The organism is Corallococcus sp. EGB, from assembly GCF_019968905.1.
Lineage (GTDB): Bacteria > Myxococcota > Myxococcia > Myxococcales > Myxococcaceae > Corallococcus.
In genome coordinates, this window is sequence record NZ_CP079946.1 from 6,162,188 (window position 1) to 6,187,180 (window position 24,993).

The 24,993-nt window shown below is 71.7% G+C and carries 19 protein-coding genes; 9 read left to right on the plus strand and 10 right to left on the minus strand.

Features of this window, described 5'->3' with window-relative positions:
• Positions 1 to 68 precede the first annotated feature (68 nt).
• On the minus strand, positions 69 to 2,966 hold the full coding sequence (locus tag KYK13_RS25305; protein WP_223634378.1) for an N-acetylmuramoyl-L-alanine amidase: 2,898 nt from the start codon (positions 2,964 to 2,966) through the stop codon (positions 69 to 71).
• A gap of 80 nt (positions 2,967 to 3,046) precedes the next feature.
• Between KYK13_RS25305 and KYK13_RS25310 the strand changes: the two genes are divergently transcribed.
• Entirely contained in the window at positions 3,047 to 3,691 is a 645-nt protein-coding gene (locus tag KYK13_RS25310; protein WP_223634380.1) for a diacylglycerol kinase, read from the plus strand.
• 325 nt (positions 3,692 to 4,016) lie between these two features.
• Here KYK13_RS25310 and KYK13_RS25315 read toward each other — a convergent pair whose 3' ends face one another.
• Entirely contained in the window at positions 4,017 to 4,229 is a 213-nt protein-coding gene (locus KYK13_RS25315; protein WP_223634383.1) for a hypothetical protein, read from the minus strand.
• Between the two features lie 330 nt (positions 4,230 to 4,559).
• On the opposite strand from KYK13_RS25315, the gene KYK13_RS25320 reads away from it, so the two are divergent.
• The 5 genes from KYK13_RS25320 to KYK13_RS25340 all read left to right on the plus strand — a co-directional run bounded on the left by KYK13_RS25320 (position 4,560) and on the right by KYK13_RS25340 (position 11,362).
• Positions 4,560 to 6,155 (plus strand): NAD(P)/FAD-dependent oxidoreductase, encoded by a 1,596-nt coding sequence (locus KYK13_RS25320; RefSeq protein WP_223634386.1) that lies wholly within the window; start codon positions 4,560 to 4,562, stop codon positions 6,153 to 6,155.
• Between the two features lie 47 nt (positions 6,156 to 6,202).
• Positions 6,203 to 6,574 carry a hypothetical protein gene (locus KYK13_RS25325; RefSeq protein WP_223634389.1) on the plus strand — a complete coding sequence of 124 codons (372 nt, stop codon included), beginning with the start codon at positions 6,203 to 6,205 and terminating at the stop codon, positions 6,572 to 6,574.
• Positions 6,575 to 6,703: 129 nt separating this feature from the next.
• The gene (locus KYK13_RS25330) at positions 6,704 to 7,843 is read left to right on the plus strand and encodes a class I SAM-dependent rRNA methyltransferase (RefSeq protein WP_223646749.1); all 1,140 of its coding nucleotides are present in this window, start codon (positions 6,704 to 6,706) and stop codon (positions 7,841 to 7,843) included.
• A gap of 64 nt (positions 7,844 to 7,907) precedes the next feature.
• Positions 7,908 to 9,389 (plus strand): OB-fold nucleic acid binding domain-containing protein, encoded by a 1,482-nt coding sequence (locus KYK13_RS25335; protein ID WP_223634392.1) that lies wholly within the window; start codon positions 7,908 to 7,910, stop codon positions 9,387 to 9,389.
• A 5-nt stretch (positions 9,390 to 9,394) separates the two neighbouring features.
• Positions 9,395 to 11,362: an HD domain-containing phosphohydrolase gene (locus KYK13_RS25340; protein WP_223634395.1), complete on the plus strand. Its 1,968-nt coding sequence runs from the start codon at positions 9,395 to 9,397 to the stop codon at positions 11,360 to 11,362.
• Here the strand turns inward: KYK13_RS25340 and KYK13_RS25345 are convergent.
• The 3 genes from KYK13_RS25345 to metG form a co-directional block, all read right to left on the minus strand.
• Positions 11,349 to 12,125 (minus strand): TatD family hydrolase, encoded by a 777-nt coding sequence (locus tag KYK13_RS25345; protein WP_223634398.1) that lies wholly within the window; start codon positions 12,123 to 12,125, stop codon positions 11,349 to 11,351. The two genes, KYK13_RS25340 and KYK13_RS25345, sit on opposite strands and share 14 nt — an antisense overlap.
• Positions 12,122 to 13,096, minus strand: coding sequence for a HEAT repeat domain-containing protein (locus KYK13_RS25350; RefSeq protein WP_223634401.1), 975 nt, complete (start codon positions 13,094 to 13,096; stop codon positions 12,122 to 12,124). The genes KYK13_RS25345 and KYK13_RS25350 overlap by 4 nt, the downstream gene beginning before the upstream one ends.
• Before the next feature lie 180 nt (positions 13,097 to 13,276).
• Positions 13,277 to 15,403, minus strand: a complete 2,127-nt coding sequence (gene metG / locus KYK13_RS25355; RefSeq protein ID WP_223634404.1) for a methionine--tRNA ligase — start codon at positions 15,401 to 15,403, stop codon at positions 13,277 to 13,279.
• 110 nt (positions 15,404 to 15,513) lie between these two features.
• Here metG and KYK13_RS25360 point away from each other — a divergent pair, with 110 nt between their 5' ends.
• A complete protein-coding gene (locus KYK13_RS25360; RefSeq protein ID WP_223634407.1) occupies positions 15,514 to 16,308 on the plus strand; it encodes an NRDE family protein in 795 nt (264 codons plus the stop codon).
• 9 nt (positions 16,309 to 16,317) lie between these two features.
• Here the strand turns inward: KYK13_RS25360 and KYK13_RS25365 are convergent, their stop codons facing one another.
• From KYK13_RS25365 to holB, 5 genes are all read right to left on the minus strand, one after another.
• Positions 16,318 to 17,208, minus strand: coding sequence for a patatin-like phospholipase family protein (locus KYK13_RS25365; RefSeq protein ID WP_223634410.1), 891 nt, complete (start codon positions 17,206 to 17,208; stop codon positions 16,318 to 16,320).
• A gap of 157 nt (positions 17,209 to 17,365) precedes the next feature.
• The gene (locus KYK13_RS25370) at positions 17,366 to 19,255 is read right to left on the minus strand and encodes a M4 family metallopeptidase (RefSeq protein ID WP_223634412.1); all 1,890 of its coding nucleotides are present in this window, start codon (positions 19,253 to 19,255) and stop codon (positions 17,366 to 17,368) included.
• Between the two features lie 337 nt (positions 19,256 to 19,592).
• Positions 19,593 to 20,042 carry a hypothetical protein gene (locus KYK13_RS25375; RefSeq protein WP_223634414.1) on the minus strand — a complete coding sequence of 150 codons (450 nt, stop codon included), beginning with the start codon at positions 20,040 to 20,042 and terminating at the stop codon, positions 19,593 to 19,595.
• Between the two features lie 25 nt (positions 20,043 to 20,067).
• Positions 20,068 to 21,372: a DNA polymerase III subunit delta gene (gene holA, locus KYK13_RS25380; protein WP_370645443.1), complete on the minus strand. Its 1,305-nt coding sequence runs from the start codon at positions 21,370 to 21,372 to the stop codon at positions 20,068 to 20,070.
• Positions 21,373 to 21,380: 8 nt separating this feature from the next.
• Positions 21,381 to 22,415 (minus strand): DNA polymerase III subunit delta', encoded by a 1,035-nt coding sequence (gene holB / locus KYK13_RS25385; RefSeq protein ID WP_223634418.1) that lies wholly within the window; start codon positions 22,413 to 22,415, stop codon positions 21,381 to 21,383.
• An 83-nt stretch (positions 22,416 to 22,498) separates the two neighbouring features.
• On the opposite strand from holB, the gene KYK13_RS25390 reads away from it, so the two are divergent.
• Together KYK13_RS25390 and KYK13_RS25395 are read left to right on the plus strand one after the other, a co-directional pair.
• Positions 22,499 to 23,989, plus strand: coding sequence for a mechanosensitive ion channel family protein (locus KYK13_RS25390; protein WP_223634420.1), 1,491 nt, complete (start codon positions 22,499 to 22,501; stop codon positions 23,987 to 23,989).
• Positions 23,990 to 24,185: 196 nt separating this feature from the next.
• Positions 24,186 to 24,992, plus strand: coding sequence for a hypothetical protein (locus KYK13_RS25395; protein ID WP_223634422.1), 807 nt, complete (start codon positions 24,186 to 24,188; stop codon positions 24,990 to 24,992).
• Position 24,993: the final 1 nt, after the last annotated feature.

Consider the following 24,993-nt stretch of genomic DNA (forward strand, 5'->3'; position numbering starts at 1 on the left):
CCTTCGCGGCCCACCGTCGTGAGTCTCGTAAAGAAGGCGGGCGACCGTAGGCAGGCGCCCCCGCCGAGTCAACGCTTCGAGTGGGCTGCTTTCACTCGCGCACGTCGGAGCTGAACAATCACCCCGACCAACAGCCAGAGCCCGGAGGCCGTTCCCCCGCCGGCCCCGCAGCCGCAGCCGCTGTCTCCCTTGGGAGAATAGTCACTCGGGAGCGCCGGGACGACCGTCGGCTTCGGCGGCTCCTCCGGCTCCTCCGGCTTCACCGGCGGATGAGGATCCACCTCGCGCACCGCCCCGCAGGACGACAGCGGCCAGGGGCTGACCGCGGGCGACACCTCCGCGACAGGCAGCGGGGGCTCCTGGGCGAGAATTCCCGAGCGCACCAGGAACGCGCCCACCAGCCGCGACCGCTCGCGGTTGGACGCAAGGCCCTCGAACGGGAAGCCCAGCACCAGCACCTGCCCCGCGGGGGCCGCGCCCGCCGAGACGACCCCCGCCCCCAGCGACGTGCCGGCGTAGCGCAGCACGTCCGCACCGCCGCCCGTGGGAGCCACCACGTCCGTCACCCCCACCGGGTAGGCGCCGGGCGTCGTCCCCGCCGACAGCGGCGTGGCCGGCAGGTTCGCGAGGATGCCCCCCGCCGAGCCCTCCACCCGGAGCGCCGGAGCCCCCGTGGCGATGGACGCGCGCAGGATGTCCGAAAGGAACAGCTTGTCGTCCGCGCTGCCCGCCGCGAGCGAGGAGACCGTGCGTCCACCGGACACCATCAGGTGCCCGCCCCCGGTGACGAACGCGCGCAGGGCGTCCTGCTCCGTCCGCGAGAGGCCCGCGCCAGCCACGCCCCCGCGCCCGGTGGACCAGTCCACCAGCCGGTAGCCCGTGGGCGACACCAGCCCCGCCGCCACCGCGTTGCCCGTCGCGCTGTCGAACGCCACCGCCGCCTGCGCGAACGCCGCGCCGTGCTGGCGCAGGTAGCTGCCGTCGTTCATCGCCTCCAGGTAGACGCGCAGCGGGGCCTCCAGGTCGTACGGGGTCTTCAGCTCCTCGCCGCACGCCACCGTCGCGTCCAGCCGCTCGTACGCGTTGACGAGCAGCACCGGCACCGTGTCCGGCGCCGAGCCCTTCACGCGCACGCCCACCGTGGCGGACGGGAAGGACTCGCCGCCCGCGTTCACCGCCGCCACGCGGAAGTAGCGCACCGTGCCCTGCGCCAGCGTGACGGTGGCCGTCGTGCCCTGGACGTCCGAGCCCTCGTCCCAGCCGAAGCCGTCCGCGCTCTGGTACAGCCGATAGCCCGTGGGAGCGTCGCGGCCCTCCTCCGATGCGACCAGCGGGGGCGCCGTCCATTTCACCTCCACCGCGCCGGGCGTCGCGTTGCGCGCGGCCACCGCGCCGGGCGCCTCCGGCGGCAGGTGCACCGCCGTGCCGTCGCGGGTCGCGAAGTATTTGATCAGCCCCTGCACGATGGCGCGCGCGGCCACATGGCGGACGCGGGCCTCCTTGAGGAACGACGCGTCCGTCGTGTTGTCGTGGTACGCCATCTCCAGCAGCACGCTGGGCATCTCCGGGTTGTGCGTGGGGTTCACCTCGCCCAGGTTCGCCGAGCGCAGGCCGCGCACCCGCCAGTTCGGATCCACGTCGCGCTTCAGGTCCGTCTCAATCTGCGACAGGAGCGCGCGCGCCAGCACGTCGCTGTCCTTCACGCCGGTGAAGTTGAGCGTGCCGTCCACCGGGTTGGGCCCGTAGACGTAGCCCTCCGTTCCCCGCACCGTGCCGGACGTGCCCGCGTTGGTGTGCCACGCGACATAGACGGCGTCCTCGCCCTCCTCGTGCAGCCACGCGGCGAAGCGCGGCCGGGCCGTCACGTCCGCGTTGCGCTCGTTGGACAGCGCGTTCGCCCCCGTCGGCGCGTACACGCTGAAGGGCGCGCCGCTGTACTGCACGTGGTAGCGCGCGCTCTCCTCGAAGCGCGGACGGAGCAGCGGTCCCTGCGCCGCGTCGCCCAGGAGGCCCCGGCCACCGCCCAGCCGCACCGCGTCCACGGACAGCGTCGCGCCCGCGCCCTGCGCCGAGTCGTTCTCCAGCACCACCGCGCCCGAGTCCGGGTGCTGGCCCGCCTTGAAGTAGAAGCGCCCCAGCAGCACCCACGTCCCGCCGTGGCGCTGCTGGTTCACGCGGAAGTGGCTCTCGCCGCCCGCGTGCTTCACCACGTAGTGCGCGTCCGTCGCGCGCGTCGGGTCGGAGCCGTAGGAGACGTAGACGTTGTAGGCCGCGTCCGCCGGCACGTCCGGCGTCCACGTCGCGCGCGCGGTGGAGGTGGCCGCCGTGTCCAGCGTGCGCGTGGTGCCCAGCGTGAAGGGCTCCACGTTGTTCGCCATGGGCACGGGCGGCGGCGCCCAGCCCTTCTGCCCGGAGGCGTGGAAGCGGGCGGCGTCTCCGGCCTCCGCGTAGCCCGTGCCGCCGTCGTCCACGATGGCGAGCAGCGGGTTCAGGTCCGACTCACGCACGGACACCACCGTGGCGCCCGCGGCCATCAGCATGGGCTGCAGCTCCTGCGACACCACCTCCGCGGAGATGAAGTCCTCCACCACGCCCAGGCTGTTGGGCCGCTGCGTCGCCCAGCGCTTCAGGCCGTTGTCGCGATAGAAGCCGTGACTCGGGCTCAGGTAGATGACCTTGCCGGACAGCGCGCCCGTGCCCCGCCGCGTCTGCGGGACTCCCGCGGTCTTCACGTTGGACTTCACGTCGCGCGCTTCGCGGCGCACCACCGCGGGCGCGTCCGGCGACAGGCGGCGCTGCTCATGCTCGCGGGGCGCCGGAGCTGGCAGGTACTGAACACCTGGCGGCTCGATGCCCAGGTCATCGCCCTCGAAGGGCTCGGGCGTCTCCTGCGCGTGCGCGAGGACGGAGGTGCACAACAGGGTCAGCGCCAGCGTGCGCGACCAGGACGGGGGGAACGTTCGCATCACGCAGCCGACCTTACCCCTTCACTCCGCCGCTTCAATCGGACCCGTGGGTGCTAGCCTGCCCACCCCTTCACCGTCCGATGACCGTTCCTGCACCCTCCCGTCCCCAGTTTCCCTCCCGCCGCAGCAACGGGCTGTTCGCCTCGTTCGGCCATGCGTGGGCGGGGCTCATCCACACCGTGGCCTGGCAGCGCAACATGCGCATCCACCTCATCTCCGGCGTGCTGGTGGGGATGGTGGGCAGCGGCATCCCGCTGGGACTCGCGGAGAAGGTCACGCTCATCTTCTGCGTGCTGCTCATCTTCTTCGCGGAGATCCTCAACAGCGCGCTGGAGCAGCTGGTGGACCTGGCCGTGCAGCAGTTCGACGAGAAGGCCCGCCTCACCAAGGACGCGGCGGCCGCGGGCGTGCTCGTGCTCGCGGGCGGCACGGTGGTCATCTTCGCCGCCATCCTGATCAACTACTGGGAGACGGTGCGCACCAGCACCGACGCCATCCTCCGGCAGGTCGCGCTCGGCGTCCCGCTGGCGGCCTGCGCCACGGTGCTCGTGCTGCCCCAGCCGCGGCCCGTCGCCGTGGACGTGCTCGCGTTCGTCGCCGGCCTGGGGCTGCTCGCGCTCACCGCGCCCGCCTCCGCCAGCCTCGTCTTCACCGCCCTCACCGCCGCGCTGCTCGTCATCGCCGCCGCGGCGGCCCGCGAGCGCCGGCGCCATCCCCAGCCCTGAAGGCCCGAGGACGACAGCACGCCGGCTCCGGCTGACGGTCCCAGGCGACGCCGAGCTTCTCGCGCGGCCGGGCATCGGGCGTCAGCGCCTCGGCCCTGCCCGCTGCCTCGAAGAACGGCCGGAGCTCGATCACGCTCTGGGGGAGCGACAGCGTTCCCCGGTTGTTGCTCGACGTTCGAAGCGTGCGGCAGGAACGGAGCTTCGCGGGACCGGGAGCCCGGGGGGCCGTCGGCGAGGAGGCTCCCATCACCTCGCGGGCGGGGGCCCCGGAACCGGTCCGGAGCCCACCCACCCGCGGAGGGTCGATGCGCGGGATTCTAAAGGGCTACGCGCGCTGCTGAAAGCCCGCCCCGGCGTCGGAGGGCGGCGTCGCCTGGGCGGCGGTGACGTCCTTGTCGCCCTCCTTCAGGTCGGTCGTCACCAGCTCCAGCAGCTCCGTGGCGATGCCGATGACCTGGTGCGGCGTGTAACCGCTTGCGCGCAGCTGGTTGAAGAACGTGCGCGCGAGGATGCGGGTGCCCTTCTGGTCGGTACTCACGGGATTTGCCTCCGGAATCGGCGCCGGGTGCCTGGCCGCCGCGTCTGCGTGGGAGTCCGGTGTTCAACCTCCGTGCCAGCCGTTCTCTTCCGAACGGATTCTCCAGCAGTCCTGGGGGGTTGAAGCCCGGGAACGGACGGCACGGAACGTGGATGGTGCGAAGGGGGTTACGCACCCGGACGTCCGCCCTGCCTGGAACGCTGCGCGGGTGCATCGGAGGGTACGCACCACCCCGGCGTCCCATTGACGGGCCCACTTGTCTTTTCAAGTGCTTGCATTCCCTCCGGGGGGTGGAGCACATACGCGCCCCCACCGAGGAGTCAGAACACAATGGCGTACCGGGTGAACAACATCGGGCTGTGGCTGGACGAGCCGGAGGAGCTGCTCGGCCAGCGCGCGGCGGAGAAGCTGGGGGTCACCCGGAGCGACCTCGCTTCCGTGCGGGTGGTGCGCTCGGTGCTCGACGCGCGCAAGAAGGGCAGCCCGCGCTACATCTACACGCTCGAGGTGGAGCTGGCCCCGGGCCGCAAGGCGCCGCGGCTGCCGCCGGACGTGAGCGAGGCCCCGCCCGCGCCGGAAGCGCCGCCGCGCGTGAAGGAGCCGGAGAAGCTGCCGCTCATCATCGGCACCGGCCCTGCGGGGTTGTTCTGCGCGCTGGGCCTGCTGGAGCGCGGCGTGCGCAGCATCCTGCTGGAGCGCGGCAAGGAGGTCGTCACGCGCCGCAAGGACGTGGCGAAGCTCATGCGCGACGGGTCGCTCGACCGCGAGAGCAACATGAACTTCGGCGAGGGCGGCGCGGGCGCGTACACGGACGGCAAGCTGTCCACGCGCATCAACCACCCCATGGTGCGCAAGGTGATTGAAGCCTTCGCGAAGTACGGCGCGCCGGACCACATCCTCATCGAGGGCAAGCCGCACATCGGCTCCGACCTGCTGCCCGGCGCGGTGGCGCGGCTGCGCGAAGAGCTCATCGCGGGCGGCTGCCAGGTGCACTTCGAGCAGCGCGTGGACGACCTGCTCTACCGCGACGGCCGCGTGGCGGGCGTGAAGATGGCGGACGGGCGCACGCTGGAGAGCGACCGCGTCATCCTGGCGCCGGGCAACTCCGCGCGCGAGCTGTACGAGCGCTTCGCCGCCGACGGCCGCGTGAGCGTGGAGGCCAAGCCCTTCGCGCTGGGCTTCCGCGCGGAGCACCCGCAGACGCTCATCAACAGCATCCAGTACGGCGCCGCGGCGAAGCACTCCAAGCTGCCGCCCGCGGACTACAAGCTGGCGGAGAACCTGGACGTGGACGGCGAGGTGCGCGGCGTCTATTCGTTCTGCATGTGCCCCGGCGGCATCGTGGTGCCCACGCCCACGGAAGAGGGGCTGCAGTGCACCAACGGCATGAGCAACTCGCGGCGCAACGCGAAGTTCGCCAACGCGGGCATCGTCGTGTCCGTGTCCGTGGAGGACTTCGCGCGCGAGGGCTTCCACGGGCCGCTCGCGGGCCTGGAGTTCCAGCGGCACTGGGAGTCGGAGGCGTACAAGCTGGGCGGGGGCCGCTTCTTCGCGCCCGCGCAGACCATCCCGGACTACCTGGCCGGCCGCGTGAAGAAGGACCCGGGCGACACCAGCTACCGCCCGGGCCTGGCGCACACGGACCTGAACAAGCTCTTCCCGGCGCGGCTGACGCAGTCCATCAAGGCCGCGCTGCGCACGTTCGACCGGAAGATGAAGGGCTTCATCAGCGACGAGGGGAAGCTCATCGGCATCGAGAGCCGGACGTCCTCGCCGGTGCGCATCACGCGGGGTGACGATCTGCAGTCCGTGTCCATGCGCGGGCTGTACCCGGTGGGCGAGGGCTGCGGCTACGCGGGCGGGATCGTGTCCTCCGCCATTGATGGACTGCGCGCCGCTGAGCAGATTGCCACCGAGCTGGCTTGAGGTCCCCGCCCCTGCCGGGCAGGGTAGGCCGGGAGGGAGGAAGACCCATGGCGTACCGCGTGCGCACTCCGGATGGTGAGCTGATGTTCCCCTCGCTGGGGGACATCGAGCGCGCCTACGTGCAGGGACTGGTGGAGCCGGACGACGAGGTGCGCGAGGACGGCGCGGAGAAGTGGCGCAAGGCGTCCTCGCTGCCGGCGCTCGCCCGGGCGAAGAAACCTGCCAGCGGCAAAGCGACCCGGGCGCAGACGTTCACGGTCCTGGGCGCGGTGGCCCTGGGCCTCCTCTCCCTGGCGGTGATGGTCATCGGGGACGGGCCCAGAGTGCGCATGCTGGGCATCGCGCTGGCGCTGGTGGTCAGCGGCATCCTCATGCGGGTGACCTTCAAGGCATACAAGCGGCCACCGCCGATTGTCTGATGCCGCTCCCTCCCCTGCCCTCCGGGGCAGCGGCACGGCCCTCGCCGCCAGCAGGCCCCACACGGCCCATGTTTGGTGGAAGGCACCCTCGCCACGGTGCCTCCCATCGCGCTGGAGGAGGGCCGCACCTTGCTCAGCACCTACCTGTCCCGAGAAGCCGCCCGCAAGCTTCGCCATGGCGCCCCCTGGCTGCGCCGCGAGGACATCGTCTCCATCGAGGGTGAGCCGCAGCCCGGCACCCCCATGCAGCTGAAGGACGAGGACGGGCATGTCCTGGGGCTGGGGGACGTGGACCTCGAGGCCTCCTACGCCGTGCGCCGCCTGGGCATGCCGGACGAGCCCGTGGAGGGGCTGATTCCCCGCCACGTGCGCCACGCCTTCGAGCGGCGCGCCCGGCTGGTGGACGACCCACGCTTCTGCCGCATCGTCAATGACGACGGGGACGGCCTGCCGGGCCTCATCGTGGACCGGTATGATCAGCACTTCGTCGTCCAGACGCTCACCCGCTCCATGGACGCGCGGCAGGAGGAGATCACCCGCACGTTGGGCGAGGTGACGGGGGCGGCCTCCGTGCTGCTTCGCAACGACACGCCAAGGCGCAAGGCGCTGGGCCTGCCCGCGCAGCGCCCGCACGTGATGTACGGCACGCCGCCGCGCTGGTGCCGCCTCCTGGAGATGGGCGCGCGCTTCACCGTGGACCTCACCTACGGCCGGGGCACGGGCTACGGGTATGATCACCGCGAGCTGCGCCGCTTCCTGGGGCGCACCGGCAACGGGGACCGCGTGCTGGACGTGGCGTGCAACGTGGGCGGCCTCTTCGTCCACGCGGGGCGCCACGGAGCGAAGCAGATCCTCGCGTTCGACGGCAACGCGGACTCGGCGGACCTGGCTCGGGAGAACGCGGAGGCCAACGGGCTGCTCGGCCGGGTGACGGTGGAACAGGGCGAGCCATTGGCGGTGCTCCGGGCCCTCAAGGAGACCTTCGACCTGGTGCTGCTCGACACGCTGGGGGTGGCATCCGAGGAGGACTTCATCGGCCAGGTGCGGCTGGCCCTGCGGCGCACCCGCCATGGGGGACGGCTGCTCGTGGTCGGTTACCACCCACCGCTGGCGTTGGGCTCGTTCACGGAGTGCGTGGCCACGGCCTGCGAGCAGGAGGCGCGCATCGCCTTCCGGCTGGTACGGATGGGGCTGCCGCCGGACCACCCGGCGCCGGTCGGCTCCCCAGGGGCCGAGTACCTGGAGGCGGTGGCGCTCGAGGTGAGCTGAAGCGGGGCGGCCTGTGTCGTTTCACCCTCCGGCGGGCCGCCTCGGTGTTACTGTCCGCGCCGCGATGACAACCGAAAACGAGTTCCAGGCCGCGACCTCTTCCACCCCGGAGGCTTCCGTCGAGACCGTCCGCAAGGTGTACGCGGCGGACCTGCGCGAGAAGGACCGGGTCCATACCGTCTTCCGCGTCACCAAGAAGGAGAAGGTGACCGCGCGCAGTGGCAAGGTGTTCCTGTCGCTGTCCCTGGCCGACAAGAGCGGCACGGTGGACGCGCGTGTGTTCGACAAGGTGGACGCGCTCGAGCCCGCCTTCCAGAGCGGTGACTTCGTCCTCGTGCAGGGCAGCGTCATCGTCTTCCACGGCCGCACCCAGGTCGTCGTGGAGGGCATGGAGCGCCTGGATCCGGAGCCGCTGGACCCCAAGGAGTTCGAGCCGCCCCCCGCCCCGCCCGCCGAGGCGAAGACCGAGCCCAAGTCCAGCGAAGCGAAGTCCGGCGAAGCGAAGTCCGGCGATGCGAAGCCCGAGCCCAAGTCCGGCGAAGGCAAGCCCGAGCGCCACGAGGGCGGCGGCGGTGGCCCGCGCGCGGTGGGGCAGATCCGCGAGCTCGTCACCGAGCGCGTCAACGACCCGTACGTGAAGCAGCTGCTGCTGGCGTTCCTGGACGACGCGCACGTGTCCGCGGCGCTGCCGGTGGCCCCGGCCGCCAAGGGCGTGCACCACGCGTGGCGCGGCGGGCTGGCCGAGCACATCCTGTCCGTGATGCGCCTGACGCTGCGCGTGTCGGACCACTACCCCATGGCGGACCGCGACCTGCTCCTGGCCGGCGCGTTCCTGCACGACGTGATGAAGGCCGGCGACGCTTCCGACAAGGGCTTCGACACCTCCGACGAGGGCCGGCTGGTGGGCCACGCGGTGCTGGCCGCGCAGAAGATCCGCGAGAAGACCCTGGGCATCCCGGGCTTCCCGCCGCTCCTGGAGCAGCACCTGACGCACCTGGCCATCTCCCAGCAGGGCGTGTCCGGCGCCCCCGGCGCGAAGGTGCCGGTGACGCTGGAGGCGCAGATCGTCGACACGCTCAGCTCGCTCGACGCGCGCATCTCCGGGTGGGTGGAGTCCATGCAGCGCGATCCGAACGAGCGCTGGACGGACCACCTGCGCGCGTATGACCGGTCGCTCTGGAAGGGCTTCGTGCCCACCGGCCGCGGCCGGGCCCCCGTGGAGGGCGGCCGTCGCAAGCACCGCGAGGAGAAGCGCAAGGCGCGCGCCGACAAGGGCCCGTCCGCCCCGGCCGGCGAGGGCACCGCCGCCCCCGCGTCCCCGTCCCAGGAGGCCCGTCCGGAGCGCCCGCCGCGGCCGCCCCGCGCCGAGCGTCCGCCGCGCGAGGACCGGGGTCCCCGCGAGGAGCGCCCGCCCCGTCCGCCGCGCGAGGAGCGCCCGCCCCGCGACCCCAAGAGCCTGCCCGGCGAGCTGACCTTCAAGCCGTTCAGCGCGCTGGCCCCCGCCGTGAAGTCCGGCGGTGAGGGTGGTGGCTCCTCGGAGGGCTGAAGTCCATGGCGAAGCGGCTGGGAGAGCGGTTGATTGAGGCCGGCCTCGTGACCCCCGGGGCCGTGGAGCAGGGTCTGGAGCACCAGAAGATCACCGGCCACAAGCTGGGGGACTGTCTGGTGGAGCTGGGCCTGCTCCAGGAGGCCGCGCTGCTGCGGCTCCTGGCCAACGAGTTCCAGACCCGCTTCGTCACCGCGGACAAGCTGGCCAAGGTCCGCATCGACACGAAGGTGTTGGACAAGCTGCCGGTGCGGCTGGCGGAAGCGCAGAACGTGCTCCCGCTGGCCGTGGATCCGGAGCGCAAGCTGCTGTCGGTGGTGGCAGCCGAGCCGCAGAACAAGTCGCTGCTCGACGAGATCGCCCTCGTCACCGGCATGTCGGAGGTCTACGCGTACATCGGCCTGCGCAGCGCCATCGCCGCGGCCATCCGCAAGCACTACTACGGCGACCCCACGGCGTTCACCACGCTGCTGGAGGGCCCCGCGCCCAACAGCGGCCCCCGCCGTCCGGACACCCCGTCGAACACGCACGTGGGCACGGAGCCCGGGCGCGGAGGGTCGTCCGCCGGGCGCAGCCCCACCAGCCTGAGCATGCGGCTGGAGACGGACGCGCGGATGCGGCTGCAGCGCTCCGGCAGCGGCACCAACGTGGCGCGCGTCTCCACCCAGCGGCGCGAGCCGGGCGGCCCGCGCGGCCTCATCAGCGACACGGACTACGTGGAGACGCTGAGCCTGATGGTGGGCCTGCTGGAGCAGGACCGGCCCCGCCACCGGGGACACTCCGCGCAGCTGGCGCGGCAGGCGGGCATCGTGGGCCAGCGCATGGGCATGCCCCACAAGGAGCTGGCGGCGCTGTCCATCGCCGCGTACCTGCACGACCTGGGCAAGCCTCCGGAGCGGCACTTCTCGCTGGCGAGCAACGCGGCGAACCCGGAGTGGAAGGCCCAGGCGAAGGCGTGCTGCCGCGCGCCCACGAAGCTCTTCGAGACGGTGCACCTGCCCGCGCAGGTGAACACCATCCTCGCGCAGCTGTACGAGGCCTGGGACGGCTCCGGCACGCCCCAGGGCGCCAAGGGCGAGGACATCACCCTGGGCGCGCGCATCCTGGCGGCGGTGGACAGCTTCCTGGAGCTGACCAAGAACCCGGGCAACGCGTTCGGCCGCGTCTTCAGCAAGACGCAGGCGCTGGAGCACCTGCGCACGAACGCGGGCGTGCTCTACGACCCCGTGGTGGCGGACATCGTCGGCCAGCTCCAGAGCGGCGAGCTGCTGGCGCACCGGCTGGCCAGCGAGGGCCGGCAGGTGCTCATCGCGGAGCCGGACGAGACCACGCGCGGCGAGCTGCTGGAGGCCGTGCTCAAGCAGGAGCTGGTGGCGCACGCGCTGTCCACGTTGGACGGCGCGCTGGACGGCCTGGCGCGGCAGGACTGCGACGTGCTGGTGGTGAGCCTGCGGCTGGGCCAGCAGGAGGTGATGGACCTGCTGGAGGCCGTGCGCTCCATGCCGGAGAGCGCGGGCCTGCCCATCGCCGTGGTGGGCGAGCCGGATGCCCAGGCGCGCGAGCGGCTGCTGATGGCGGGCGCGACGGCGGTGCTCTCCCCCAGCGACAAGGCGGAGGTCGCGCGCACGGTGCTGTCCCTCTTCCAGGACCGCGTGCAGCACAACGGCCCGGGCCGGGTGGTGCGCGGCAGCTTCGACGAGCTGCCTCCCAAGGAGCTCCTGCGCACGCTGGGCGGTGGCAAGAAGAGCGGGAAGCTCCAGCTGCGGAGCCACACGCTGGAGGGCTCGCTGCACCTGGAGCGCGGCCGCGTGGTGCACGCGGCGTTCGGCGGCCACGCGGGCGAGCCCGCGCTGCAGGCCCTGCTGAAGCTGAAGCAGGCGGACTTCGTCTACGACCCGGACGCGCTGCTTCTGGACATGCCGCAGCTGGACCAGGACCTGGAGGTCCTGGCCAACGCGCTCACCCCAGCGTGAGGTTGAAGAGGCGGGCCGCGTTCGCCGTGGTGACGCGGGCCACCTCCTCCAGCGACACGCCCTTCAGCTCCGCCACCTTCTTCGCCGTCTCCAGCACGTGCGCGGGCTCGTTCTTGCGGCCGCGGTGGGGCACCGGCGCGAGGAAGGGGCTGTCCGTCTCCACCATCAGGCGCTCCAGCGGCGCGAAGCGCACCGCGTCCTGGAGGGCCTCCGTCTTCTTGTAGGTGACGACGCCGGACAGCGACAGGAAGAAGCCCCGGTCCAGGTACTTCCGGGCCGCGGCGGTGTCGCCGGTGAAGCAGTGGATGACGCCGCTCGTGACGTCCTCGGCGGACAGGGCCGCGTCGCAGTCGTCATGCGCGTCGCGCACGTGCACCACCAGCGGCTTGCCCAGGCGCTTCGCGAGCGCGCACTGCCGCCGGAAGACGGTGGCCTGCACCTCGCGCGGCGAGTGGTCGTAGTAGTAGTCCAGCCCGGCCTCGCCCACGGCGCGCAGCTCCGGGCGGGCGCAGGTGCGCTCCAGCATCTCGAAGTCGGCCTCCGTGGCGCGGGCGGCCTCGTGCGGGTGGATGCCCAGCGTGGGCGACAGGAAGTCCGGGTGCCGGGCGGCGACCTCCAGCGCGTGCCCCCAGTCCCCCGGACCGTGGAACTGCCCCACCAGCACCGCGTGCACCAGCCCCGCGGCGCGCGCGCGCTCCAGCACCGGCGCCACGTCCGCGTAGTCCTTCGGCTCCAGGTGGCAGTGCGCATCAACCAGTCTCATGGCTTCTCCTGAAACAGCTCTTCCAACTCCGTCCGCGCCTCTTCCGAGGCGAAGGTGGGCACGGCGGCGCGCACGCGCTCCAGTCCCTCCGCCACGCCCAGGCGCCACACGCCGTCCGCCGCGTCCAGCCGGTCGTCCTCTGGCGCGGCGCGGTCCTCCAGCACGGCGAGCAGCCAGGGCAGCGCCCGGGCATCCCCCAGCCGTCCCAGCCCGCGCGCGGCGGCGCCCCGGCACGGGTCCTTCGCGTCCGCGAGGATCTCCCGCAGCCGCTCCAGCGCGCCCGGGACCTTCAGCTCGCCGCACAGCTCCACCGCGAGCGCCCGGTCCCCGCTCCACTTCTTGCGCGTGCGCTGCATCAGCCAGTCCGCGCCCTCCGGGTCGCCCAGCTTCAGCAGCACGCCCGCGGCCTGCGTCTTGTCGAACGCCGGCAGCAGCCACTTGCCGAAGAGGCGCTTCACCGCCGGCAGCGCCCGCGCGTCCCCCAGCTCCGCCAGCGCGCCCAGCGCCCGGAAGCGCAGCGTGTCCACGTCCAGCGCGGCCACGAGCACGTCCAGGCCCGCCGGGTGCTTGAGGGCGGCGATGCCTCGCGCGGCCTCGAAGCGCACCTCGGGCGTGGGGTCCTCCAGCATGCCGGCCAGGGCCCCGCGCGCGTGCGGCAGCGCCAGGTCCGCCAGCCGCCCGGTGGCCTCCAGCCGCACGCGGGTGTCCTCGTCGCGCAGCCGGGGCAGGAGCATGTCCGGCAGCTGCTCCGGCGGCAGGATGACGGACGCGAGGCTCACACCCGAGCGGCGCACCTCCGGCTGCGCGTCCGCGAGCAGCCGCACCAGCACGTCCGTGAACTCCCCGGCGTGCGCGGGCTCCTCCGACGCCAGGTGGAACAGCAGCTCCGCCGCCTCCGCCCGGCTCGCCGGACGCTTCTCACGCTCCAGGGTCAGCAGGGCGCGGTCCCGCTCGGCACGCCAGTCCGCCACGTCTCATCACCTCTCTCGCGCCCGGGCCCTCCCGCGCTCCAGCGCGGTCTGGGTGTCCCGGTCGCTGTCTGGCGCGGAGGCCCTTCCGCCCCCGCGCCCTTGAACCCCGCCTGACTCCGGCAGGGCCCGGCCGGAGGAGGCACTCCCTCCTCCGGCGAGGCCCGGAGACGACGGACCGGCCTACTTCACCTCGGCGCCGGGAGCCACATCGCCCGGATCCAGCAGGGACAGGTCCTTGCCGCCCGCGCCCGCCGTCAACAGCATGCCGCGCGACTCGATGCCCTTGAGCTTGCGCGGCTTGAGGTTCGCCACCACCACCACGCGCCGGCCCGCCACCGCCTCCGGCGTGTACGCCTCCGCGATGCCGGACACGATGGTGCGCGGCGCGCCTTCACCCAGGTCCACGTCCAGCTTGAGCAGCTTGTCCGCGCCCTTCACCTTCTCCGCGGCCACGATGCGCCCCGCCTTCAGCACCACCTTGGCGAAGTCCGCGTACTCGATGTCGGCCGCGGGCGCGCCTTCCGCCGCCCCCGCTCCCGGGGACGCCTGCGTGGTGGGGACCGCTTCCTGGGGCTTCGCTTCCACGGGCTTCTTCTCCGTCTTCTTGTCCTTGCCGCCTGCCTTCGCGGGCTCGGCGGCCGGCGTCCCCTCGGGGACCTTGATGATGGCGTTGACGCGCTCCTCCTCCAGCCGGGGCAACAGCGGCTCCGGCGTGCCCAGCGGACGGGTGCGGTCGAGCAGCGGGTACTTCGCGGTGGCCAGGGCCTGGAACGTCAGCGGCTCCGCCCCCAGCTGGTTGAACAGCTTTTCCGACACGCGCGGCGTCACCGGCGCCAGCAGCGCCCCCAGCAGGTACGCCACGTCCGCCGCGTCCGACAGGTCCGCCCGCGCGGCCTCCGCGTCCTTCTTCACCAGCGCCCACGGCGCCGCCGTCTGGAGGAACGCGTTGGCGGCGGAGGCGATCTCCGTGATCACCTTGATGGCGACGCGGTACTCCAGCTTCTCGAACGCCTCGCGAACCTCCGGCACGCGCGCCAGCGCGTCCTCCACCAGCTTGCGCCCCGCCCCTTCCGCGCGGCCCGGCGCGAGCTTCTTCTCCAGCGGCCCGGCCAGCAGCGACAGCGCGCGGTTGGCCAGGTTGCCCACGTTGTTGACGAGCTCGCCGTTCACCCGCAGGCGGAAGTCCTTGAGGTTGAGGTCCAGGTCCTCCACGCCCGCGCCCAGGTTGGCCGCGTAGAAGTAGCGCAGGTAGCTGGGGTCCAGGAGGTCCAGGTAGTCACGCGCGGCCACCATGGTGCCGCGGCTCTTGCTCATCTTCTCCCCGTTCACCGTCAGGTGCCCATGCACCTTGATCTCATTGGGGATGTGCAGCCCCGCGACCTTCAGCACCGCGGGCCAGAAGAGCGCGTGGAAGTAGACGATGTCCTTGCCGATGAAGTGGACGATGCGGCTGGGCGCGTCCTTGCCCCAGTACGCGAGCGCGTCCGGGAAGCGGCCCGACGCCTTCGCCCACTTCTCCGTCGTGGCGATGTACCCGATGGGCGCATCCAGCCAGACGTAGAAGAACTTGTCCGTCTCCCCTGGAATCGCGAAGCCGAAGTACGGCCCGTCGCGGCTGATGTCCCAGTCCGACAGGCCCTTCTCGAAGAAGCCCTGGAGCTGGGCGGCCAGGCCCGGGTGGATGAAGCCGGGGCGCTTGAGGACCTCCTGGAGGAAGTCCGCGTGCCGCGACAGCCGGAAGAACAGGTGCTCGGAGTTGCGGCGCACCGGCGGCGTGCCGCACAGCGCGCACTTCGGGTCGATGAGGTCCGTGGGGTTGTACGTCTTGCCGCACTTCTCGCACGCGTCGCCGTACTGATCCGTGGACCGGCAGTTGGGACAGGTGCCGCGGATGAAGCGGTCCGGCAGGAAGCGCTTGTCCTTCTCGCAGTAGGTCTGCTCGATGTCGCGGCGGTCGATGTCGCCCGCGTCCTTCAAGCGCCCGTAGATGAGCTCCGCGTAGTGGCGGTTCTCCGGCGAGTTGGTGGAGTGGAAGTAGTCGAAGCGGACGTCCAGCCCCTGGAAGTCGCGCTGGTGCTCCTCGTGGAAGCGCGCGACGAACTGCTCCGGCGGGATGCCCTGCTTCGCGGCGTTGATTTCAATGGGCGTGCCGTGGGTGTCGTCCGCGCAGAAATAGACGACGTCCTGGCCACACGAGCGCAGGAAGCGGACGTAGATGTCCGTCTGGATGTACTCGACGGCGTGGCCGAGGTGGATGGCGCCGTTCGCGTACGGAAGGGCGCTGGTGACGAGGGTTCTCTCCGCCATGGACTCTCCTGAGGGCGGCGGACCATAGCCGCTTTGGGGAAACGAGGTCATCGCCAACATGCAGGCCGAGGGCTGCATGGCACGAAGATGGATGTTATCGACCGGACGCCATGTGCACCGTCCTCATCCTCCGTAACGCCCACCCGGAGTGGCCGCTGGTCGTCGCCGCCAACCGGGATGAGTTCTACGCGCGTCCGGCCCACGGGCCGAAGGTCCTCTGCGAGTCCCCACGCGTGGTGGGCGGCCAGGACGTGGAGCGGGGCGGCACGTGGATGGGGGTGACCCACGACGGAATCCTGGTGGCCCTGACGAACCAGCGCGGCGCGCGCGTCCAGGGCCTGGCCCCCCGCTCCCGGGGCGAGGTGGTGCTGCGCGCCCTGCAGGCCGGGTCGGTGGAGGCCATCGAGCGCTATCTCGGCACCCTGCCCGCCCCGGAGTTCCTCCCCTTCAACCTGCTCTACGGGGACGCGCGCACCGTGCGGGTGGCCTACGCGCGGCCGGGCCACGCGCGCCTGTTGCACGAGGACGTCCCGGACGGCGTGCACGTGCTCCCCAACGACACCCTGGACAACCGGGCCATCCCCAAGGTGCGGCGGGCGCTCGCCTTGGCCGGCGAGGTGGCGGCGCGCCCCTGGCCGGAGCTGGTGACGGGGCTGAAGACGGCCCTGGCGGATCATTCCCTGCCGCCCCTGGAGGCCGCGACGGGGCCGCTCGCGGAGAGCGACCTGCCCGCGGAGTTCCTCCAGCAGCTCCAGGCCCTGTGCATCCACACGGAGGGCTACGGGACGCGCTCGTCCGCCATCGTCGCGCTCGCGCCCGGCCGCGTGGGGCACTACCTGGCCACGGACACCGCTCCCTGCCAGGGCGGGTGGCGGGACGTGACGAGGCTGCTCACCGCGGGCTGAGGCCCGTGTTCAGTCCAGCCGCGCCTGCATCACCGCGTCGCGGCCCGCATCGTAGGTGGCCTCGAAGGCGGGGCCGCGGCCGGTGAAGGCCTCCACCGGGGGGATGGCCACCTCCACGCGGACCTCGCGCACGTCGCAGCCCAGGTCCGGGCGGTAGAAGGCCGGCTCGCCGGTGACGTTGATGGCGATGAGCCGCGCGCCCGGGAACAGCTGACACGCGTCGTGGACCGGCGTCGCGGACACGCGGTCCGCGCCCGGGTCGATGCGCTCCAGCGTCGCGTCCTTGAACAGGAGCGGGTTGGAGGCGCTGGCGGAGACGGCCTCCGCCAGCGGGCCGCGCGTCACGGTGACCAGGCGGATGCCGCCCGCGAAGGGCTCCTGGTGGAAGGTGACGAAGGGCACCGGGAGCTCCTCCACGCGCGCCCCGGCGTAGAAATGATCCAGCACCTGGGTGAAGCGCTCATGGCTCAAGGGCGGCACCGTCGCCGCGCCCCCCGCCGCCCCCAGCGCCCCCACCGCCACGGCCGGCCCCAGGGTGCCGCCTGAAATCAGCACCGCGAGCAGGCCCACCGCCGCGCCCACCGCGCCGCGCGTCGCCGCGACCTTGCGCGTCTCTTCCTCGTAGGCGGTGAAGAAGGCCCGGTAGCGCTGGCGCAGGTTGGCGCCGGGCGCGGCCGCGTAGAGGCTGCCCACCACCGCGCCCATGCTGTTGCCCACCACGCAGTCGATGGGGATGCCCCGCGCCACCAACGCATCCAGCGCGCCCACGTGCGCGAGCCCCTTGGAGCCCCCCACCGACAGCACCACGCAGGTGCGCGGGGCCCGCGTCTCCCGGTGGCACGACAGGGCCCCGGACGCCACCACCGCCGTCAGCAAGACCCAGCCCGACCGCCACCCCATGCATCCTCCCGCGTACGAGGTCCAGCCACCCTACCCCGTTCCCGCGCGACAGGCGCCTGCCCCCAGAACACGACCGCCCCCGGGACTCAAAGCCCCGGAGGCGGAAGGTGACCTTCACGAGGCCCGGCGTGGACTCACCCCGGGCCTGTGCGAGGGCTCAGTACGTGGCCTTGAGGGACACGCCGCTGTACGTCGAGTAGCCGCGCAGCATGATGTACATCTTGCCCGCGGAGGCCTTCGCGGCCGCGCTGCACGACTCGTTGTTGCCGCTCAGGTACGGACGGCAGTCGTACGAGGTCGTCGTCGGGGCGGAGCCGAACTTGATGTACATGTCCGCGTCGCCCGTGCCGCCGCTCATGACGTAGGTGGACGCCTTGGAGGCCGGCAGGTCGATGCAGTAGTAGTTCGCCGAGTTGGTGGCGCCGGACAGGCCCGTCTTCGCCACGCCGTTGGTCAGCGGGGTGCAGGTGATGGGGATGCCCACGCCCACCGCTTCCCAGGCCGCCTTCACCGCGTCCTGCGTGGCCTGGTCGTAGCCCAGGGCCGCGGCGGCCTGGATGGTCCAGGTCTTGGCCTGGTCGTACGTGGTGCTGGCCGTGTAGAGGTTGGCGTTGGCGTAGTACCAGATCTGACCGGCCTTCTGGACGCCGATGGCCGGCACGTTGATGGTGCTGCGGCCGCGCGGGTGCGTGCCACCCTTGGCGAGCAGCGCGAACGCCAGGTTGGGCACGCCAGAGGTGTAGTGCACGTCCTGGCCGGAGTAGTTCGGCGCCCAGTCGATGGACGCGCCGTCCTTCGCCGGGTCGTCCATGTAGCGGAGCGCGTCACCCGCGACGCCGGGGGTCCACACGTCCTCGCCGACCTTCCAGACGTCCGCGGCGGTGCTCCACGTGCCGGAGGCCCAGCTCTCGCAGATGGCGCCGAAGGTGTCGGACATGGCCTCGTTGAGGCCACCGGACTGACCGGAGTACGTGAGGTTGGACTCGTTCTCCGTCACCGCGTGGGTCAGCTCGTGGACCGTGACGTCCGCGTCCTTGCCCAGCTCGATGGAGTTCACGCCGTCGCCGTCGCCGTACACCATCTGGGTGCCGTCCCAGTAGGCGTTCACGTAGTTCTTGCTGTAGTGGACCGAGCTGATCAGCGTCTGGCCCGCGTTGTTCAGCGAGTCGCGGTTGAAGTTCGTCTTGTAGCAGTTGTAGGTGTAAGCCAGCATGTCGTAGTTCATGTCGACATGCGAGTCACCGGTGGCCGCCTGGCCCTCGGAGCGCTTGAGCGTGCCCGGGGTGGTGGTGGTGTTGTTCGAGCTGTACACCTTGCGGTTGAGCGCGGTGTGGATCTCCGGAACGCGCAGCAGCGTGGCGCCGTTGAGCGCGTCCACATAGACGCGGTCGCGCAGCGGCATCTGGGCGGTCTCGCCGGTGACCTTCACCTCATAGGCCAGGTGCAGACGGCCGTCCTGCTCGGACTTCACGTACACCAGGCGCGCGCTCTGCGCGGCCAGGCCCGTGCCCTGGGTGTCGCGCACCGCCGCCGTCTTGGCCGCCTCCGCGGCGACCAGCGGACGCGCGGACAGGGCGCCGCCGGAGCGCGCGGAACCGTTGGCGCTGAAGATGGCGCCCGAGCGGTCCACGTGCACCACCAGCTCCTCGCCAATCACCGGCAGACCGTTCAGCGTCTGCGCGTAGCGGATGTGCGAGATGCCCAGGTCGTCCACGGAGACCCGGCGCACGCGCAGGTCGGACGCGTCCAGGCGGAACAGCGACGCGATGTTGGGCAGCGCCCCGGCGATGGAGGTGTGCACGTCCGCGAGCGCGAAGCCCGTCAGCGCGCGGTCCGCCTGGCCCAGGCGGCCCTGGATGGTGTGCGGCGTCCCATCCGCGTTGGTGCCGACAATCTGCGCGCCAGGCATCGCGCTCAGGGCGCTCCGCACTTCAGCGACCTCATCCGGCTTCTGCTGCTCGTTCTGCGTGTCGCCGTCCATGTCCCCGACGCCGCAAGCGACCAGGGGAAACGCCAACAGGGCTGAAACGAAACGGGTGCGAACCAAGGTACTGCCTCCTGCCCGGCGCAAAGGGGGTGGTCGCCGGGGCAGCGCTCCTTTCAGCATTCTTCAGGCCAACTCATTAAGTCCGCGAAATGCCTCGCAGTACTGGAAGTTCCTGAAAAGCGGATGGCACATCGGTGCGCAGTAAATCTTCTGTAATGTGGAAGCAGTCGTTACACTTCTGGCACAACCCCCCGGACTTGCTGGGGATTTCACCGCGAGCAGGCCCCTGTCCTGAACCGTGACAGTCCACGCCGGGTGTGTCCTCTATTCAGACAATCCACGATTGGCGGCTTATTCTTGCTACGCAAAGCAAGGCCCTGAATTCGCACACCGTGCGTCAGCGCCATACGCCGAGCAGCACCCGCGCGCGGCCGTCCATGGGGAGCTCGGCCTCTTCCACCGTGGTGAAGCCGGCCTGGCGGGCCACCTCGGCCAGGTGCCGCATCCACGGTTTGTAGGGCATCCCATTGTCGGAGCAGCAAGGGACGACGGCGAAGCCCAGGCCGTGGCGCGCGGCGTACTCGATGATGATCCGCGTGGCGCCGTCCGGGTGCATGCCCACGACGAGCTCCGCCTCGCAGGGCTCCTCCAGGGTGAAGGGCCGCTGCGCGTACTTCACGGGCAGGTGCTTGTGGCGCAGGTCGAAGGTGGTGACGGTGCGCCCGCGCTGGGTGAGGGACTCGTTCAACTTCCCCATGCCGCCGGCGACGTCATAGACGCGCTGGGCCTGGGGGAAGCGCGTGACGAGCAGGTCCGCGAAGAGATCGAAGCGTCGCTTGTCCGCCATGGCGGCTCCTTCCACCCGGGCCCCTTCAGGCGCGGGTGCACACCGTCCACAACAGCCGCTCGATGACGAGCTTCCCGTTGGCGGAGGACTTCAGGGCCAGGTCCGCGTCCGCGCACGCCACCAGGGCGTTGAGCAGCTCGCGGCGCTCGTAGCGGGCGGCGGCCTGCATGCCGAACGCGAGCGCCCAGGCGTTGGGCGTCTTGCGCTTGGAGGCCTTCAGCTCGGCCTCCAGCTTGGGGAGGATGCGCGTCTCCACGTCGCGGCCGGTGCGCGGCGGCTGGCCGCCGGCGTACTTCTCCAGCCAGGCGTGGTTCTCCAGGAGCGAGCGGACGATGGACGCCACCGCGCCCAGCAGTTGCAGCGCGTGCGTGCCCTGCCCCATCGCGTCCTCGGCGTAGGAGAGCGCGTCGCGCAGCTCGCGCTTCTGGAGCGCCTCGGTCAGCTCGAAGAACTCCTCCTCGCGCGCGTGGTGCACCAGCAGCGCCACGTGCTGGGCCTCGATGGTGGGCCCCTCCGCGTAGACGGCCAGCTTCTCCAGCTCCGACTGGAGCAGCCGGATGTTGCCGCCGATGCGCTCCTTCAACCCCTCCAGCGCGCCCGGTCCCAGCTTCTTCTTGAAGGGGGCGAGGAACTCCCGGGAGATTTCGCTGAGGTCCAGGTCCTTGTGGCGCGCGGCCACCTTGCGCTCGAAGAGGCGGCCCTTGTCCTGCGCGAACTTGAGCAGCGGGCTGCGCGAGTCCACATCCGTGGCCGCCAGCACCAGCGCGTGCCCCGGCGGCACGCCCTTCTGCAAGAGCTCCAGCAGCGCGGACGCGTCGCCTTCCGGGGCGCTGATGCGCTCCTCGCGGCAGAAGGTCGCGGCCTCCTGGAGGAAGGCGAGGTCCGCCTCCGCCAGGTCCACGTTGAGCTCTTCCTTCCACTGCTCCACCGAGGGCGCGCCGGGCACGCGGGGGTCCAGCTGGTCCACGCCCCAGCCCGCGCGGCCCGCCAGCGCCAGGAGCCGCCGGGCGCCCTCCTTGCGCTTGCCGGCCTTCCACGCGTCGCGCGCCTTGGCCAGCGCGTCGCCTTTGCCCTTCTTGGGCGCGAGGAACTCCGGGTCGCGCACCAGCACCACCTTGCGCCCGGGGAACAGCGGCAGCGTGGCCAGCTCCTGCGCCACCTCGCGCGGGGACGCCGCGTCCAGCACCGCCAGGTTCAGTCCCATGGCGGCGTCCGGCACCAGCGTCTTCACCAGCTCGTCCGCGCCCTTGCGGACCAGGAACTCCTCGCCCCACAGGAGATACAGCGGCCACACCTTGCCGCCCTTCACCTCCGCCAGCACCTCGTCCATGTCCGCGCTCACCGGCCCTCCACGCACAGTTCGATGAGCAGCCGCTCCAGCTGCAACCGGGGCGCGCCGTTGCGCGTGCCGATGGCCGTGCGCGCCGACTCCAGCAGCGCGTGCCTCCGGTGCAGCGCGGCCTCCGACGTGCGGTTCGCGGCGTCCTGCGCCAGCTCCCGCAGGTCCCGGTTCGCCATCGCGTCCAGCGCCCCCGCCTTCGCGAGCGACACGTCGCGCGTCCACAGGATGAGCAGCTCCAGCGCCGTGTCCGCGTCCTCGCGCGAGCCGCCGTGGGCCTCCGCGAAGCGCAAGAGGGCCGGGATGTCGTTGCCGCCCAGGGATTCAAAGGCGGTGAGCACGTCCTTGCGCTCCTTCAGCGCGTCCACGTCCAGCGCGAGCGCGCGGCCCAGGCTGCCGCCGGACATCACCGCGGCCAGGGCGGCGGTGTCCGCGTCCAGCTTGCGCTCCTGCTGGACGTGCTTCGCGACCAGGTCCACCGGCAGCGGGCCGAAGTACACCTTGCTGCACCGGCTGCGGATGGTGGGCAGGAGCCGGTCCATGGCGCTCGCCACCAGGACGAGGGTGGTCTCCGCGGGCGGCTCCTCCAGCGTCTTGAGGAAGGCGTTCTGGGCCTGCACGTTCATCTGCTCGGCGCTGACCAGGATGGCCACCTTGCGCTTGGACTCCAGGCCGCGCAGCGCCAGGCGCTCCTGGAGCTGGCGGATCTGCTCCACGCGCAGCTCGCGGCTGGGCGTGCCGGTGAAGTCGGAGCGGCCGGCGAGCCCTCGCGACACGCGCTCGTCGTCCGGCATCACCCAGGTGACGTCCGGGTGCAGCCCCTTGGCGACGCGCGCGCAGCTGGCGCACCTGCCGCAGCCCACCTCCGGGGCCTCCGGGCACGTGAGGGCCTGCGCCAGCCCCACCGCGGCCAGCTCCTTGCCCACGCCTTCCGGCCCGGCGAACAGGTAGGCGTGATGCACCGAGCCGGACCGCAGGGCGGATTGGAGCGCGTCCATCGCGCGGGGCTGTCCCTGCACCGAGGCAAGCGTCATGGGGGGCGTGTATCCCTGCTCGGCGGTCACCCGTCAACCGCCACCTTGACCCGTGACCAGCCCACCGGTCTGATTCACGGGGCGTGCTGAACATCCTCGAAGGCCATCTCCCCCTCCTGGCGGGCTCCATCCTCACGGTGCTCCTCTTGAGCATCCAGCGGACCACCCGTGACACGGCCCTGCGCGACGACCTGCGCGGCGCGGTGCGGATGCTGGTCGCCTTCCTGTTGCTGCGGCTGACGTCGCGCCTGCTGCCGGAGGCCTCCACGCCGGAGGGCCTGCGCAAGCTCGTGGGCGTAGGCTGGATGCTCACGTTCGTCTACGGCGTCATCCGCGCGGGCGTGGCGTTCACGCTGAAGCTGGTGCGGATGCGCTCGCCGGTGACGACGCCCAAGATTCTGCGCGACGTCATCGACTTCACGCTCTACGCGCTCGCCACCGTCCCCATCCTCCAGAGCCAGCTGGACCTGGACCTGGCGGGGCTGGTGGCGTCCACCGCGGTGCTGTCGGTGGTCATCGGTCTGGCGCTCCAGGAGACGCTGGGCAACCTCTTCGCGGGCCTGTCGCTGCAGCTGGACCGCCCCTTCGAGGTGGGTGACTTCATCCGCATCGGCGAGCACACCGGGCGGGTGGTGCACATCGGGTGGCGCTCCATCCGCATCGCCAACTTCCGGCGAGAGGTCATCACCCTGCCCAACAGCATGGTGGGCAAGGAGCACGTGAAGAACTTCACCCAGCACCGCGAGCCCGTGGGCATCGAGGTGCAGGTGGGCGTGTCCCTGGACGCGCCGCCCAACCAGGTGAAGCAGATTCTGTTGGACGTGGCCCGGGAGATTCCCCAGGTCCTGGTGGAGCCGCCGCCCCTGGCGCGCACGGTGGCCTTCACGGACTCCAACGCGCAGTACATGGTGCGCGTGTTCCTCAACGACTTCGCGCTGGGCGACACCGTGCGCGAGGAGCTGCACACGCGGCTGTGGTACCGGCTGCGCCGCGAGGGCCTGGAGCTGCCCTACGCCCAGCGCACGGTGACGCTGCGCCGCGAGTCGAAGCAGCGCCGCCGCGAGCTCGCGGACGACACCGTGCGCGACCTCCTGCGCCAGGTGGACCTCTTCTCGCCGCTGGGCCCGGAGGAGCTGGAGCGCCTGCGGTGCGAGGTGGTGGTGCGCCGCTTCGGCCGCAACGAGCGCATCATCCAGGAGGGCGACGAGGGAGGGACCTTCTACGTCGTGGCCTCCGGCGAGGTCAGCGTGCGCGCCGGCACGCTCCAGTCCGAAATCACACGGCTGGGGCCGGGCCAGTACATAGGAGAGATGTCGCTGCTCACCGGAGAGCCCCGCGCCGCCTCGGTGGTGGCCATCCAGGACGCCGTGCTGCTGGAGCTGGACCGGCCCACCTTCGCGCGCCTGTTCGCGGACTATCCGGGCCTCGCCCGGCAACTCTCCGCGCTGCTCGCCCAGCGCCGCACCCAGCTGCGCGCCGTGGCCCAGGCCGCCGGCGGCGGACCGGACCACTCGCCCGAGGCGGGCCGCATCCTCGGAAGGCTGCGCTCCCTCTTCGGCCTCAAGCACGAATAGGGGTCAGCCCCACCCGACGCCGGGGCAATCACGACCCTCTGTCATGCAGGCGTGGCGGCTTGGAAGGCATGCATCCAGCCGCGGCCCCCGAGGGCTTTGACGCTCGGCGATGGAAAGGTCTAAAGGTTCACACATGCATGTCCTTCGTGGCTTTCCGGCGCGACTCGGTACGCTGCTCCTTCCTGGAGCGCTGCTGATGGCCCTGCCCCAGAGCGCGGCGGCGTCAGCGCCGGCGAAGCCCGACGCGTCTCGCGCGGGCCTGGAGCGGCTGACGCACCGCCGGGTCTTCTTCGGCCACCAGTCGGTGGGTGGCAACATCCTGGACGGCGTGCGCGGCCTGTCATCGAGCGCGAAGGCACCCGCCATCGTGGAGCTGAAGGACGCGAGCGCGGAGATTCCGGAGGGCACGCTGGCGCACGCGTTCGTGGGCCAGAACGAGCAGCCGGAGACGAAGCTCGCGCACTTCGAGCGGCTGCTGGACGGCGGCGTCGCGAAGCAGGTGGACGTGGCGCTGATGAAGTTCTGCTACATCGACTTCACCTCCAGCACGGACACGAAGGCTCTGTTCGAGAAGTACCGCGCCACGCTCGCGGGGCTGAAGTCGCGCCACCCGGGCGTCACCTTCGTGCACGTCACCGCGCCGCTGACGACGGTGCAGCGCGGGGCGAAGGCGTGGTTCAACGAGCTGCGCGGGCGCCCGGTGTTCGGCGTGGGGGAGAACGTGTCGCGCGAGGCGTTCAACGCGCTGATGCGGCAGACCTACGGCGGCAAGGAGCCGCTGTTCGACCTGGCGGCGCTGGAGTCGACGCACGCGGACGGCACCCGGGAGACCTACGAGGTGAATGGCCGTGCGTATCCGGCGATGGTGCCGGACTATTCGGATGACGGGGGCCACCTCAACGCGCAGGGGCAGGCACGCGTGGCCTCGGAGCTGGTCGCCTTCCTGGCGGCCCTGCCGGACACGCCGCGCGAGGCGCCGGCTTCCGCGAAGGCCGGGCCCTGAG

Excerpts from the sequence above, each read along its gene's own strand:
- holB (WP_223634418.1), bottom strand. The coding sequence starts at position 22,415 with ATGACGCTTGCCTCGGTGCAGGGACAGCCCCGCGCGATGGACGCGCTC.
- holA (WP_370645443.1), bottom strand. The coding sequence starts at position 21,372 with ATGGACGAGGTGCTGGCGGAGGTGAAGGGCGGCAAGGTGTGGCCGCTG.
- KYK13_RS25360 (WP_223634407.1), top strand. The coding sequence starts at position 15,514 with ATGTGCACCGTCCTCATCCTCCGTAACGCCCACCCGGAGTGGCCGCTG.
- KYK13_RS25310 (WP_223634380.1), top strand. The coding sequence starts at position 3,047 with ATGACCGTTCCTGCACCCTCCCGTCCCCAGTTTCCCTCCCGCCGCAGC.
- KYK13_RS25375 (WP_223634414.1), bottom strand. The coding sequence starts at position 20,042 with ATGGCGGACAAGCGACGCTTCGATCTCTTCGCGGACCTGCTCGTCACG.
- KYK13_RS25395 (WP_223634422.1), top strand. The coding sequence starts at position 24,186 with ATGGCCCTGCCCCAGAGCGCGGCGGCGTCAGCGCCGGCGAAGCCCGAC.
- metG (WP_223634404.1), bottom strand. The coding sequence starts at position 15,403 with ATGGCGGAGAGAACCCTCGTCACCAGCGCCCTTCCGTACGCGAACGGC.
- KYK13_RS25325 (WP_223634389.1), top strand. The coding sequence starts at position 6,203 with ATGGCGTACCGCGTGCGCACTCCGGATGGTGAGCTGATGTTCCCCTCG.
- KYK13_RS25320 (WP_223634386.1), top strand. The coding sequence starts at position 4,560 with ATGGCGTACCGGGTGAACAACATCGGGCTGTGGCTGGACGAGCCGGAG.
- KYK13_RS25365 (WP_223634410.1), bottom strand. The coding sequence starts at position 17,208 with ATGGGGTGGCGGTCGGGCTGGGTCTTGCTGACGGCGGTGGTGGCGTCC.
- KYK13_RS25335 (WP_223634392.1), top strand. The coding sequence starts at position 7,908 with ATGACAACCGAAAACGAGTTCCAGGCCGCGACCTCTTCCACCCCGGAG.
- KYK13_RS25305 (WP_223634378.1), bottom strand. The coding sequence starts at position 2,966 with ATGCGAACGTTCCCCCCGTCCTGGTCGCGCACGCTGGCGCTGACCCTG.
- KYK13_RS25345 (WP_223634398.1), bottom strand. The coding sequence starts at position 12,125 with ATGAGACTGGTTGATGCGCACTGCCACCTGGAGCCGAAGGACTACGCG.
- KYK13_RS25340 (WP_223634395.1), top strand. The coding sequence starts at position 9,395 with ATGGCGAAGCGGCTGGGAGAGCGGTTGATTGAGGCCGGCCTCGTGACC.